9 protein-coding genes and 1 pseudogene are annotated in these 13,059 nt (G+C 60.5%); 2 read left to right on the top strand and 8 right to left on the bottom strand.

The features are described 5' to 3' along the window. Window positions 1-188: 188 nt before the first annotated feature. From lon to clpP, 3 genes are all read right to left on the bottom strand, one after another. On the bottom strand, window positions 189-2,606 hold the full coding sequence (gene lon, locus J2X43_RS24210; protein WP_112389663.1) for an endopeptidase La: 2,418 nt from the start codon (window positions 2,604-2,606) through the stop codon (window positions 189-191). 404 nt (window positions 2,607-3,010) lie between these two features. Beyond that, a complete protein-coding gene (gene clpX, locus J2X43_RS24205) occupies window positions 3,011-4,288 on the bottom strand; it encodes an ATP-dependent Clp protease ATP-binding subunit ClpX (protein WP_112389662.1) in 1,278 nt (425 codons plus the stop codon). A gap of 303 nt (window positions 4,289-4,591) precedes the next feature. After that, complete coding sequence (gene clpP, locus J2X43_RS24200) at window positions 4,592-5,224, bottom strand: ATP-dependent Clp endopeptidase proteolytic subunit ClpP (RefSeq protein ID WP_112389661.1); 633 nt, start codon at window positions 5,222-5,224, stop codon at window positions 4,592-4,594. A gap of 377 nt (window positions 5,225-5,601) precedes the next feature. Here clpP and J2X43_RS24195 point away from each other — a divergent pair, with 377 nt between their 5' ends. Both J2X43_RS24195 and J2X43_RS24190 read left to right on the top strand, forming a co-directional pair. Next, window positions 5,602-6,855, top strand: a complete 1,254-nt coding sequence (locus J2X43_RS24195; RefSeq protein WP_112389748.1) for a GGDEF domain-containing protein — start codon at window positions 5,602-5,604, stop codon at window positions 6,853-6,855. 57 nt (window positions 6,856-6,912) lie between these two features. Continuing rightward, window positions 6,913-8,157, top strand: a complete 1,245-nt coding sequence (locus J2X43_RS24190) for a cytochrome P450 (RefSeq protein ID WP_310298413.1) — start codon at window positions 6,913-6,915, stop codon at window positions 8,155-8,157. Between the two features lie 2 nt (window positions 8,158-8,159). On the opposite strand, the gene J2X43_RS24185 is transcribed toward J2X43_RS24190, so the two are convergent. The 5 genes and pseudogenes from J2X43_RS24185 to pstS all read right to left on the bottom strand — a co-directional run bounded on the left by J2X43_RS24185 (window position 8,160) and on the right by pstS (window position 12,778). Then, the gene (locus J2X43_RS24185; protein WP_310298410.1) at window positions 8,160-8,915 is read right to left on the bottom strand and encodes a DUF1194 domain-containing protein; all 756 of its coding nucleotides are present in this window, start codon (window positions 8,913-8,915) and stop codon (window positions 8,160-8,162) included. Window positions 8,916-9,034: 119 nt separating this feature from the next. After that, window positions 9,035-9,841, bottom strand: coding sequence for a phosphate ABC transporter ATP-binding protein PstB (pstB, locus tag J2X43_RS24180; protein ID WP_310298407.1), 807 nt, complete (start codon window positions 9,839-9,841; stop codon window positions 9,035-9,037). After that, window positions 9,841-10,692, bottom strand: coding sequence for a phosphate ABC transporter permease PstA (gene pstA / locus J2X43_RS24175; RefSeq protein WP_112537432.1), 852 nt, complete (start codon window positions 10,690-10,692; stop codon window positions 9,841-9,843). Before pstA ends, pstB begins: the two co-directional genes overlap by 1 nt. Window position 10,693: 1 nt before the next feature. After that, entirely contained in the window at window positions 10,694-11,671 is a 978-nt protein-coding gene (gene pstC, locus J2X43_RS24170) for a phosphate ABC transporter permease subunit PstC (RefSeq protein WP_112537433.1), read from the bottom strand. Between the two features lie 83 nt (window positions 11,672-11,754). Then, window positions 11,755-12,778: pseudogene (pstS, locus tag J2X43_RS24165) on the bottom strand (phosphate ABC transporter substrate-binding protein PstS). Window positions 12,779-13,059 lie beyond the last annotated feature (281 nt).

Genomic DNA, 13,059 nt, shown 5'->3' with positions numbered 1-13,059 from the left:
ATGGTTTGAAACGACTCAATCTGTAAGCCAGGCACAGAATAGGTTTCATCAGGCCCGCCGCAACCCAAAAGCCCTGCAAATCAAGGAAAAGCAAGCACCTCCATAAGGTTTTCACAAAAAAGGCTGGCGATTTACGCCAGCCTTTTCGGGGATTTGCAGCAATTTGACATAAATGTGGCGAATGCCGCTCAATGAGCGATGCCAGCACCTGTGTCGTCAAGGCCTTCGACCGTTGCGATGACCGGCGTTTCAACCGTTCCATCCCACTCGATCGGCTCCGGTCTGCGGATCAGAGCATGCTTGATCACCTCGCCCATGCGGGATACCGGGATGATCTCCATGTTGTTCTTCACGTTATCCGGAATCTCCGCCAGATCCTTGGCGTTCTCTTCCGGAATGAGCACCTTCTTGATACCGCCGCGAAGCGCTGCGAGCAGCTTTTCCTTCAGACCGCCGATCGGCAGGACACGGCCGCGCAGGGTGATTTCGCCCGTCATCGCCACATTCTTGTCGACCGGGATACCGGTCATGATCGAGACGATCGCGGTTGCCATCGCCACGCCGGCCGACGGGCCATCCTTCGGTGTCGCACCCTCAGGCACATGGACGTGAATGTCCGACTTGTCGAAGCGCGGGGGCTCGATGCCGAAATCGACGGCGCGTGAGCGGACGTAAGATGCAGCAGCCGAAATCGACTCCTTCATCACTTCCTTCAGATTGCCGGTGACCGTCATGCGGCCCTTGCCCGGCATCATCACGCCTTCGATCGTCAGCAGTTCGCCGCCGACCTCGGTCCATGCGAGACCGGTGACAACACCGACCTGATCTTCGCGTTCGGCTTCGCCATGGCGGAAGCGCGGGACGCCCAGATAGGTGTCGATGTTTTCAGCCGTGACATGGACCGACTTCGTCTTGCCCTTGATGATCTCGGTGACCGCCTTGCGGGCGAGCTTCATCAGTTCGCGTTCGAAGTTACGAACACCGGCTTCGCGGGTGTACTGCTGGCTGATCGCCATCAGGGCATCGTCGCTGACCGAGAATTCCTGCGGCTGCAGTGCATGTTCCTTGATGGCCTTCGGCAGCAGGTGCCGCTTGGCGATTTCGCGCTTCTCGTCTTCGGTGTAGCCGGCGATACGGATGACTTCCATGCGATCCATCAGGGGCGCAGGGATATTCAGCGTGTTCGCCGTGGTGATGAACATCACGTCCGAAAGGTCGTATTCGACTTCCAAGTAGTGGTCCATGAAGGTCGAGTTCTGCGCCGGATCGAGCACTTCGAGCAGAGCCGAAGACGGATCGCCGCGGAAATCCTGGCCCATCTTGTCGATTTCATCGAGCAGGAAGAGCGGGTTGGACTTCTTCGCCTTCTTCATCGACTGGATGACCTTGCCGGGCATCGAGCCGATATAGGTGCGGCGGTGACCGCGGATTTCAGCTTCGTCACGAACGCCGCCGAGCGCCATGCGCACGTATTCGCGGCCGGTCGCCTTGGCGATCGACTGGGCGAGCGAGGTCTTGCCGACGCCCGGAGGGCCGACGAGGCACAGGATCGGGCCCTTGATCTTGGTGGCACGCGCCTGGACGGCCAGATATTCGACGATGCGTTCCTTGACCTTGTCGAGACCGAAGTGATCGGCTTCGAGGATCTTCTCGGCATTGTTGAGATCGGACTTGATCTTCGACTTCTTGCCCCAGGGAATGCCGAGCAGCCAGTCCAGATAATTGCGCACGACGGTGGCTTCGGCCGACATCGGGCTCATCTGGCGCAGCTTCTTCAGCTCGGCGTCAGCCTTTTCCTTGGCTTCCTTGGAAAGCTTGGTCTTGGAGATGCGTTCTTCCAGTTCGGCCATCTCGTCGCGGCCTTCCTCGCCGTCGCCAAGCTCCTTCTGGATCGCCTTCATCTGTTCGTTCAGATAGTATTCGCGCTGGGTCTTCTCCATCTGGCGCTTGACGCGCGAGCGGATGCGCTTCTCGACCTGGAGAACCGAAATCTCACCTTCCATGAAGCCGAGCGCCTTTTCGAGGCGAGCCTTGACGCTGGTGGTTTCCAGCATCTCCTGCTTCTCGGTGATCTTGATCGACAGATGCGATGCGACCGTATCGGCAAGCTTCGAGTAGTCGTCGATCTGGCTGGCGGCGCCAACGACTTCAGGAGAGATCTTCTTGTTGAGCTTCACGTAGCTCTCGAATTCCGAGACGACGGAGCGCGACAGCGCTTCCAGTTCGACCGGATCGTCATGCGGCTCTTCGAGCACATGGCCGAGGGCTTCGTAGAAATCTTCGCGGGCCGTATAGGCATCGATCTCGGCGCGCGCACGGCCTTCGACCAGAACCTTGACGGTGCCATCGGGGAGCTTCAGCAACTGCAGAACATTGGCCACGGTGCCGACATTGTGGATCGCGGACGGATCCGGATCGTCGTCGCTGGCGTTGATCTGGGTTACGAGCATGATCTGCTTGTCGGAGCCCATGACTTCTTCAAGCGCACGGATCGACTTCTCGCGGCCGACGAACAGCGGCACGATCATATGTGGGAAGACTACGATGTCGCGCAGGGGCAAAACAGGATAGGCAACACTGCTCGCTACAGACGTTTTCTTCGTCATTTCTTATTCCTTTCCATCGTCCCGTTTCCGGGCTCTCTGGCGCGGCCGCTTGGGACCCGGCCGGCACTCTCACTTGGGTTACAAGTGGAGGTTCTTCTTACCCTTTTCAAGCCACGCCAACGCTCGCGCTCCCTGCTTGTGACAGACTTATTACAAAGGAACGCCCACACTATGACGCGCGTAACTGTAGTGGCGCTTACCAATTCCGAACCGACTAAAATACTGGGCCGGAAAACACGCTACGGAATCATTCCATCATTGCCGGGGACGCAGCATTCCGCAACGTCAGGAACAGCGTTTTCAAGCTTCTTCTGCAATAATTAACAGGAGGGCTCCCGGTTCACAAAATAGAAAGGGGCTCGCCGCAGGCAAGCCCCTAAATCTAACCATGCCGTCTACGACTATCAGGCAGAAGCGTTGGCCTTCTCGTCCTGACGGTCAGCGTAGATGTAGAGCGGGCGGGCCGAGCCGCGCGCCACTTCTTCGGAGATGACCACTTCGCGGACACCTTCCAGCGCCGGCAGTTCGAACATCGTGTCGAGCAGGATCTTTTCCATGATCGAGCGAAGGCCGCGGGCGCCGGTCTTGCGGACGATCGCCTTGCGGGCGATTTCGCGAAGGGCGTCCTCGTGGAAGGTGAGTTCCACGTCTTCCATCTCGAACAGGCGCTGATACTGCTTGATGAGCGCGTTCTTCGGCTCCGACAGGATCTGGATCAGCGCGTCCTCATCGAGGTCTTCGAGCGTTGCCAGAACCGGCAGACGGCCGATGAACTCGGGGATCAGGCCGAACTTGACCAGATCTTCTGGCTCGAGCTCGCGCAGCACTTCGCCGACGCGGCGGTCATCCTGCGCCTTGACACTGGCGCCGAAGCCGATCGAGGTCTTCTCGCCACGGGCGGAGATGATCTTGTCGAGGCCGGCGAAAGCGCCACCGCAGATGAACAGGATGTTCGTCGTATCGACCTGCAGGAACTCCTGCTGAGGATGCTTGCGGCCGCCCTGCGGCGGTACCGAGGCAACGGTGCCTTCCATGATCTTCAGAAGCGCCTGCTGGACGCCCTCGCCCGACACGTCGCGGGTGATCGAAGGATTGTCCGACTTGCGGGAAATCTTGTCGACTTCGTCGATGTAGACGATACCGCGCTGAGCGCGCTCGACATTGTAGTCGGCAGACTGCAGCAGCTTCAGGATGATGTTTTCGACGTCTTCACCGACATAGCCGGCTTCCGTCAGCGTTGTCGCATCGGCCATCGTGAAGGGAACGTCGATGATGCGGGCGAGCGTCTGGGCAAGGTAGGTCTTGCCGCAGCCGGTTGGACCGACCAGCATGATGTTCGACTTCGCCAGCTCGATTTCGCCGTTCTTGGTCGCATGCGCGAGGCGCTTGTAATGGTTGTGAACGGCGACCGACAGGATCTTCTTCGCCTGACGCTGGCCGATGACGTATTCGTCGAGAACCTTGATGATGTCCTGGGGCGTCGGAACGCCGTCGCGGGACTTGACCATCGAGGACTTGTTCTCCTCGCGAATGATGTCCATGCACAATTCGACGCATTCATCGCAGATGAACACCGTCGGCCCGGCAATCAGCTTCCGGACTTCGTGCTGGCTCTTTCCGCAGAAGGAGCAGTACAGGGTATTTTTGGAGTCGCCGCCGTTGCTGCCGCTGACCTTGCTCATTTCACTTTCCTTCCAGCACGCCGCATTTCAAAGGTGAAATCGCGGTCCACTCAATGGCCCGCCAGCCCGCTCCGCCACCGGAGCATCAGCCGGCCTAGCTTCAAGGGGTAAGAACCGGAACCCAACCAAACACGCTCAAGTTCCGGCGGCAACGAATTCCCCTTCGAATGCCGAATGCTATGTCATGAAAATTCAACATAGCATTAATACTTACTCTTAGCGTGTCCGCTCCGGGATTAAACCCCTTGTTCAATCACAATTGGGATAGAACTGTGGCAGCGAAAACACCATCCCAATTAATCACTATGCCGCAGCATCGCCTTCCATCTCGGTGCGCGACGTCAGAACCTTATCGACGACGCCCCATTCGCGGGCTTCGTCAGCGGTCATGAAGTGATCGCGGTCGAGCGTCTTTTCGACTTCCTCGTAGGAGCGGCCGGTATGCTTGACATAAACCTCGTTCAGGCGGCGCTTCATCTTCAGGATGTCGCGTGCATGGCGCTCGATATCCGAAGCCTGACCCTGGAAACCGCCTGATGGCTGGTGAACCATGATGCGGGCGTTCGGCGTTGCGAAGCGCATGTCCTTGTCGCCGGCGCACAGCAGCAACGAACCCATCGAAGCTGCCTGACCGATGCAAAGCGTCGAAACGGCAGGCTTGATGAACTGCATCGTGTCGTAGATCGCCATGCCGGCGGTGACGACGCCACCTGGCGAATTGATGTAAAGCGCGATTTCCTTCTTCGGGTTTTCGGCCTCGAGGAAGAGAAGCTGGGCGCAGACGAGCGTCGCCATGTGATCCTCGACAGGACCCGTCAGGAAGATGATGCGTTCCTTCAGCAGGCGGGAGTAGATGTCGTAGGAGCGTTCACCGCGATTGGTCTGTTCAACAACCATCGGCACGAGGGCCATAGCGGTATCGACTGGATTTCTCATGTGCGTCCTTTGTCAACGTCTTGCCGGCCGGGCCGGGAATCAAAGAAAAATGCCTTATCCCTACATAGAGTGTCCCTGCCCTCTACTTCAAGACACGCATAAGGATAACGTTAAGAAGCAAGGGGACCGGTGGAAAAGCCTTGTGCTGCGATGTAGCGTCTATCTGCGAATTGCCGCTTAACGGCGAGTGACCTGCAAGCACCCGCACAGCTTTTCTCGACGACAGGATGAAGGGAAGCTTAATCCATCGGCAAGTGCTTTCAAACGTTTACCCTTTGCAAAGCCTAACCGCGAATATCGCGTGCGGCCGATCTCCCGATTAATCAACTGGCGAAGATTGGCGGATGAGTATGCCCCTGACTTCAAGGGGTATTGCCGTGTTTAGTGTTACGACAGGATTGGCGATCTGGTGCTCGGAGGCCATGACGCTCGCTTTGCTGCTGCTGATGGCCTGGCGCCATAATACGCGCAACAAGGCCTATCTGCTGTGGAGCTTCGGCTTTCTGCTCAGCGGCGCAGGCTTTGCCATGGTGGCGCTGCGCGGTGAAATCCCGAATATTCTCTCTATCGAAGGCGGCAATGCCGTGGCACTGGCCGGGCAGAGCGCCTGGGTCGCCGGTTTCATGGCGCTCGACCGCCGGAAGATCGAATGGTGGGCGCTGCTGCCGCCCGCGATCTGGCTGGCCGGCGTCTTCCTGCCATGGGTCGGCGGCGACTACGGCAACCGCGTCATCCTCTATAATCTGGCCTCGGCCACGGGTGCGACCGCGCTCGCCATGGCGGTTGCCACCGGCAACATGCGCCAGGAAAGAACGCGCAACAAGCTGGCTGCCGTGTTCGTCATCCAGGGCGTGTTCTGCTTTGCCGTCGCATTGATGATGGCGCTGACCTTGCCAACCGATGCTCAGGCCACCAATTACGGCGGCGTGGCGGCGATGGTGAGCGCCTTCCTGCTGACGATCGCCTTTGCACTAACCTGCCGCATGATCATGGAACGCTCTGAAAGGCATTTGCGCGTGTTGAGCCTCACGGATTCGCTGACCGGCGTCTGGAACCGCCGCGGCCTGTTTGCCCGCTTCGGCGCCATCCAGGAAAAGGCCTTCGACGAAAAGCGCCAGGTGGCAGTGCTCCTCTTCGACCTTGACCATTTCAAGCGCGTCAACGACCGCTTCGGCCACCAGGCCGGCGATGCCGTACTCTCGGCTTTCGCGCTGTCCGCCCGCCAATTCGTGCCGAACCACGTCTTCGGCCGCATGGGCGGCGAGGAATTTGCCGCCTTCGCAACGGTTGCCGATCAGACGGAAGCCGAAGCGCTGGCCGAGTCGATCCGCACCGAGTTCTGCCGCCTGCCGATCTCGACCGGCGAAGCGATCGTTCCGGCAACCGTCAGCATCGGTGTTGCGATCGCCTCGCCGATAGAGGCCAATGTCGACAAGATGATCTCGGCCGCCGACCGGGCGCTCTATGCCGCCAAGGGCGCCGGACGCAATTGCAGCGTCATCTTTGGCGAGAAGGAGACGGCTGCTCCGCCGCCGGCGAAGATGGACCAGAATGCTGGCGAACTGGTTCCGACCGTCGACGATCAGGTCGAGGCGCTGCGCCGCATGGGCTCGCTTTCCCGCGCCGGTTGACACACAGCCGTCGCTGCATCTTTTCGAGGCCTGGCAAATCCGCTAAGCCTCGAAGCCATGATGATAGCACCCTTTCTCTCGGTCGATCCCGCCACCCGCCGCGTTTCTCTCGACAGCAGCGACCCGGCTTTCTATAGCAATCCGAACGCCGTCTATTCGGCGCTGCACCAGCATTGTCCGACCTTCTATTGGGAACAGCAGAAGCAGTGGTTCTTCACAGGCTACGACCATGTGAACAGCCTGTTGCGCGACCGCCGCTTCGGCCGCCAGATCCTGCACATCGCCAGCCGCGAAGAACTGGGCCTGCCGGAACCCGACCAGCATGTGGCCAATTTCGATCTGGCCGAGCGCTATTCGCTGCTTGAGTTGGAGCCGCCTGAACACACCCGTCTGCGCACGCTGGTCAACCGCGCCTTCGTCTCCCGCCATGTCGAGCGCATGAAGCCGGAGCTGGAAGAGCTTGCCAACAAGCTGATCGACGGCTTCGCGGACAAGGGCGAGGTCGAGCTGCTCTCGGCTTTCGCCGATATCATTCCGGTGACGATGATCGCCCGGATGATCGGCATCCCCGAGGAGATGGGACCGCAACTTCTCGACTGGTCGCATGCCTATATCCGCATGTATCTCTTCGGCCGCAGCCGCGAGGACGAGGACGGCGCCGAGAAGGCCGCCAAGGAATTCTCCGACTATGTGAAGACGGTCATCGCCGAACGCCGCGCCGAACCGCGCGACGATCTGCTCAGCCACATGATCCATACCGAGCACAAGGGCCAGTTCCTGACAGAGGAGGAGCTCGTCTCGACGACGATCGTGCTGCTGAATGCCGGCCATGAGGCGACGGTGCACCAGATCGGCAATTCGGTGCGCGTCATCCTCGACAATGGCTGCGATCCCGCCGAACTCTTCAAGGATGAGCCGACAACGGAGCGGACGGTCGAGGAGACGCTGCGCATCTGCGCGCCGGTTCACATCTTCCAGCGCTGGGCGCTCGAGCCGGTCGAGATCGACGGCATTTCGTTCAAACGCGGCGACAAGGTGAGCCTCATTCTCGCGGCCGCCAATCTCGACCCCGCGAAATTCACCGATCCCCTCGCCTTCAAGCCAGACCGCAGCGAAGCCCCGAACCTCTCATTCGGCGCCGGCATCCACTTCTGCATCGGCGCGCCGCTGGCGCGTCTGGAGCTCAACGTCGTCTTGCCGATCCTCTTCAAGCGGCTGCCGGGCCTGCGGATGGCAATCACGCCCGAGGTGAAGGATGTCTATCACTTCCACGGGCTGGAGCGGCTTGATTTGGCGTGGTGATTTCAGCGGTTTTCGGCAATCTCGCCGAAGCCGCCGATTTCGCGCAGTAGCTTGCGGTAGATGGCGCTTGGGTAGTCGGCGGCGGAGCGGACCGGCATGGCGAATGCGCCCGGGCCGCCGATGACCTCGCGGTGAAAATAGGAAAACAGTGCTTCCGGAGAGAGGTTCGGCTCCTCATCGTCGTCTTCGCCCTGGGCGCTGATGACGAGGGCGTTGATCGTCATGCCGTCGGCGATCAGTTCCCGGCGCACTGGCGCAACCTCCCGGCCGATGCTGTTGACGCCGTCGCTGGAGATATTGACGACCAGCCGGTCGGGCGCGTAGCCGCTCTGGCGCAGCAGGGATGCCGAATAGGAAAGCGCTTCGCTGATCGAGGTGCCGCGGCGCAGTTTGGTCGGGGAATTCTCGGCAAGCCGCAGCGAGAACATCCAGCAATCGGCCTCATCCTTGAGCAATGTCCAGGGAACCACCATCCGCTGGCCGCGGTCGCCGCCCCACTCGACATAAGTGACTGCGATGCGCCCATATTTGCCGCTGCCGATCGCGTCGATGATCTCGGGCTGGCGGAAGGCGGCGACGAAGCCGTCCTGTTGCATCGCCTTCTCGCGCGGATCCATCGACGTCGAGACGTCGGCGGCGATCACCAGCGCAAGATCGATCCTCTCGCCGGCGACGGCGACCGATGACATGCAGATAGCAAACAGAAGCCCCGCGATGGCCTCCTGCAGAAGCCACCGCCCAATCATTCCCGAAGACATGAAGCCCTCCCGCATCGCGCCGCTCGCGACCGGGCTCTCTTACCGGAAAGGACCGGCGCCGGTAAATTAGCGTATTCGGATACACCTAAAGGGATTGGGCAAAAGGGCTACCGGGCGTATCAGCCATAACGTCCGGTAATGTAGTCCTCGGTGCGCTTGTTCTTCGGCGCCTGGAAGATCTGCGAGGTCGGGCCGTATTCGACGAGTTCGCCGAGATACATGAAGGCGGTGTTGTCGGAGATGCGGCTCGCCTGCTGCATGTTGTGCGTGACGATGACGATGGTGAAATCGGTCTTCAGCTGCGACACGAGCTCTTCGACCTTCGCCGTCGAGATCGGGTCGAGTGCCGAGGTCGGCTCGTCGAGCAGCAACACCTCGGGACGCAGAGCAACGGCGCGGGCGATGCAGAGACGCTGCTGCTGGCCGCCGGAGAGGCCAAGGCCGCTGCCCTTCAGCTTGTCCTTGACCTCGTCCCAGAGGGCTGCCTGGCGCAGCGCCTGCTCGACGCGGACATCCATGTCGGCCTTGCCGAGGCGTTCGTGGTGGCGAATGCCGTAGGCGATATTGTCATAGATCGACATCGGGAACGGCACCGGCTTCTGGAACACCATGCCGACGCGGGCGCGCAGTTCATTCATCGAATAGCGCGGGTCGAGGATGTTTTCGCCATCGAGCTTCACGGTGCCGGTCGCGCGCATCTTCGGATAGAGCATGTATATGCGGTTGAGGATGCGCAGCAGCGTGGACTTGCCGCAGCCGGAGGGGCCGATCAGCGCCGAGACCTGCCGTTCGGGGAAATTCAGGCTGACGCCACGGATCGCATGCGCGTCGCCGTAGTAGAAGTTGACATCTTCAAGGGTGAGCTTGTCGTTGGCCATCGGCATCACGGTCCTGCGGGTGTCTAATGTGGAGGAAGATTGCAGCATCATTTGCCACCTTTACGGTTCAGAATGGCGCGGGAGCCCACGCTCAGAAGCAGTACGATTGCGGTCATGACGAAGGCGCCGGCCCAGGCGAGCACGTGCCATTCGTCGTAAGGGCTCATCGCATACTGGAAGATCACGACGGGGATGTTGGCCATCGGTTCGGACATATCGGTGCTCCAATACTGGTTGTTCAACGCAGTGAAGAGCAGCGGCGCGGTTTCGCCGGAGATGCGGGCGACGGCGAGCAGGATTCCAGTGAGGATACCTGCCGAGGCGGCGCGATAGAGCACGGCGACCGTAACCTTCCAGCGCGGAATGCCGAGCGAGAGGGCTGCTTCCCGCATCACGTCCGGTACGAGGCGCAACATCTCGTCGGTGGTGCGCACGACCACCGGCAGGAAGATGAAAGCGAGCGCGATGCCGCCGGCATAGCCGGAGAAATGGCCCGTCTGGCGGACGACGAGCTCATAGACGAACAGGCCGATGATGATCGATGGCGCCGACAGCAGGATGTCGTTCATGAAGCGGATGACCGCGCCGATCTTCTTGCCGCGGCTGAATTCAGCCAGGTAAGTGCCGGCCAGAATGCCGATCGGCGTGCCGATGATGACGGCGAGCACGACCATCATCAAGCTGCCTGCAAAGGCATTGGCGAGGCCGCCGTCTTCGCCTGGGGGCGGCGTCATCTCGGTGACGAGCTTCAAGCTGAGCGCCGAGAGACCGTTGACCAGCGTCGTCCAGAGGATCCAGACGAGGAAGATCAGGCCGAGACCGGTGGCGCCGGTGCAGAGCGTCAGCGCGATGCCGCTCTTGATCTGGCGGCTGCGATAGATGGAGTTGGAACCGGCCATCTTATTCGCCTCTCTGCTTTGCCATGCGCAGCAGCATCAGCTTGGCGGCGGCAAGGACGATGAAGGTGACGACGAAGAGGATGAAACCAAGGGCGATCAGCGACGAGAGATAGATGTCGGTATCGGCTTCGGTGAACTCGTTGGCGATAGCGGCGGCGATCGAGTTGCCGGGCTCCATCAGCGAGACGGCGATATTGTGGGTGTTCCCCAGCACGAAGGTGACCGCCATCGTCTCGCCGAGCGCGCGGCCGAGGCCGAGGAAGATGCCGCCGACAACGGCGGTGCGGGTATGCGGGATGACGATGTCGCGCACCACTTCCCAGCGGGTTGAGCCAAGCGCATAGGCCGATTCCTTCAGCTGCGCCGGGACGACCAGGAAGACGTCGCGCATGACCGAGGAGATGTAGGGGATGATCATGATCGCCAGCACGATGCCTGACGTCAGCATGCCGATGCCCATGGGGGCGCCCGAAAAGAGCAGGCCGATGCCCGGGATCGGGCCGAGCCAGTCGATCAGCGCCGGCTGGACGTAATCCGACATGAAGGGCGCGAAAGTGAACAGGCCCCACATGCCGTAGATGATCGAGGGAATGCCGGCGAGCAACTCGATCGCGCCGCCGATCGGTCCGCGCAGCCAGCGCGGCGCCACTTCGGTGACGAAGACGGCAATGCCGAGACTGACGGGAACGCCGATCAGCATGGCGAGCGCAGAGGTCACCAGCGTGCCGTAGATCGGCACCAGACCGGCAAAATGCTGGGCGACGGGGTCCCATTCGGTGCCGGTGATGAAGCCGAAGCCGAAGGTGCGGAAGGCGAGAAGACCGCCCCATGCCATGGAGATTGCCGCCGCCAGGAGCGCGGCGAGAACGAACAGGCCGCAGCCCATCACGATCCAATGGAAAATGCGGTCGCCGTTGGCGCCGTCGCGGCGCTTCACATCCGGCACGACGGCCGGCAGCGATGCCAGTGCTTCACTCATATCGATACTCGACTTGCTTTTGAGGGGGCGTCAAAGCAAACGGGGCAGAAAGCGAATGCTCCCTGCCCCGGCATTTCCAGGACTTAGCCCTTGAAGGAGGCCGTCCAGTAGTCTTCGATCTGCTTCACCAGCGTGGCCGGAAGCGGAACGTAATCGAGGGAAGAGGCCTCCTTCTGACCGTTCTCGAGTGCCCACTTGAAGAAGGCGAAAGCAGCCTTGGAGCGCGCGGCATCCTTCGGCTCCTTGTACATGATCGCCCAAGTGGTCGCGGTGATCGGCCAAGCCTTTTCGCCAGGCGCGTTGGTCATGATCAGGTAGAAGTCCTGAGCCTTGCCCCATTCGGCGCTGGCAGCAGCAGCCGAGAAGCTGTCTGCATTCGGCTTCGGATACTGACCGGAGGCGTTCTGAACGAGAACGAAGGGCAGCTTGTTCTGCAGGGCGTAGGCGTATTCGACGTAACCGATCGAATCTTTCACGCGGGTGACGTAGGCAGCAACGCCCTCGTTACCCTTGCCGCCGATGCCGACCGGCCAGTTGACGGCAGTGCCTTCACCGACCTTGGACTTCCAGTCCGGGTTGACCTTGGAGAAGAAGTTCGTCCAGTTGAACGAGGTGCCCGAACCGTCCGAGCGGTGAACGACGGCGATCTGGCTATCGGGCAGCTTGAGGCCCGGGTTCAGGTCGGCGATCGCCTTTGTCATTCCACTTGGTGACGTTGCCGAGGTAGATGTCGGCCAGAACCTTGCCGGAGAGCTTCAGCTCGCCCGACTTAATGCCCTTGACGTTGATAACGGGAACGATGCCGCCGACGACGACCGGGAACTGGCCGAAGCCGCCAGCCGTCAGGTCCTCAGGCTTCATCGGGGCGTCGGAGGCGCCGAAATCGACGGTCGCAGCCTTGATCTGGGCGATACCGCCGCCCGAGCCGATCGACTGGTAGTTCAGCTTGTCACCGGTCTGCTTGTTGTAGTCCGCGGACCACTTGGACAGAACCGGATAGACGAAGGTCGAACCGGCGCCGGTAATATCGGCAGCGGAAGCGGAAACTGCGAGCGCAGCAACCAGGCCGGCGCCGAGGCAGGCCGAAAGAAGTGTCTTGGTGAGCATATGGTCTCTTCCCTGAATGGAACGAACAATCGACGAGACCGGCGCCATGGAGGGGGTATCCACTGGCAAAGGGCGCTGAAATTCCCGTCGCAAAGGCGGGCTAGGCGCTGCACATTACAGTTTGATGACAGTTCTGCGACAGTTCGAAGTCGGCCGCGGATGCCCCACATAGCGTGCAGGACTGTTCGTTCACTAAATCAAGGATTTAACCTGTAAGGCTCTGTAAACATTACAAAATGTTAATGTCGGACTGCGTTGGTTTGACGCAGCCCGGCAAAAAC

Source organism: Rhizobium sp. BE258 (assembly GCF_031457345.1).
Classification (GTDB): domain Bacteria; phylum Pseudomonadota; class Alphaproteobacteria; order Rhizobiales; family Rhizobiaceae; genus Rhizobium.
This window is presented reverse-complemented; position numbering and strand designations above follow the sequence as displayed.

What these genes read in the sequence shown, in the direction of transcription:
- pstA (WP_112537432.1), bottom strand. Translation starts at nt 10,692, where the DNA reads ATGGCCGGTTCCAACTCCATCTATCGCAGCCGCCAGATCAAGAGCGGC.
- pstB (WP_310298407.1), bottom strand. Translation starts at nt 9,841, where the DNA reads ATGCTGCAATCTTCCTCCACATTAGACACCCGCAGGACCGTGATGCCG.
- J2X43_RS24190 (WP_310298413.1), top strand. Translation starts at nt 6,913, where the DNA reads ATGATGATAGCACCCTTTCTCTCGGTCGATCCCGCCACCCGCCGCGTT.
- lon (WP_112389663.1), bottom strand. Translation starts at nt 2,606, where the DNA reads ATGACGAAGAAAACGTCTGTAGCGAGCAGTGTTGCCTATCCTGTTTTG.
- clpX (WP_112389662.1), bottom strand. Translation starts at nt 4,288, where the DNA reads ATGAGCAAGGTCAGCGGCAGCAACGGCGGCGACTCCAAAAATACCCTG.
- pstC (WP_112537433.1), bottom strand. Translation starts at nt 11,671, where the DNA reads ATGAGTGAAGCACTGGCATCGCTGCCGGCCGTCGTGCCGGATGTGAAG.
- clpP (WP_112389661.1), bottom strand. Translation starts at nt 5,224, where the DNA reads ATGAGAAATCCAGTCGATACCGCTATGGCCCTCGTGCCGATGGTTGTT.
- J2X43_RS24185 (WP_310298410.1), bottom strand. Translation starts at nt 8,915, where the DNA reads ATGTCTTCGGGAATGATTGGGCGGTGGCTTCTGCAGGAGGCCATCGCG.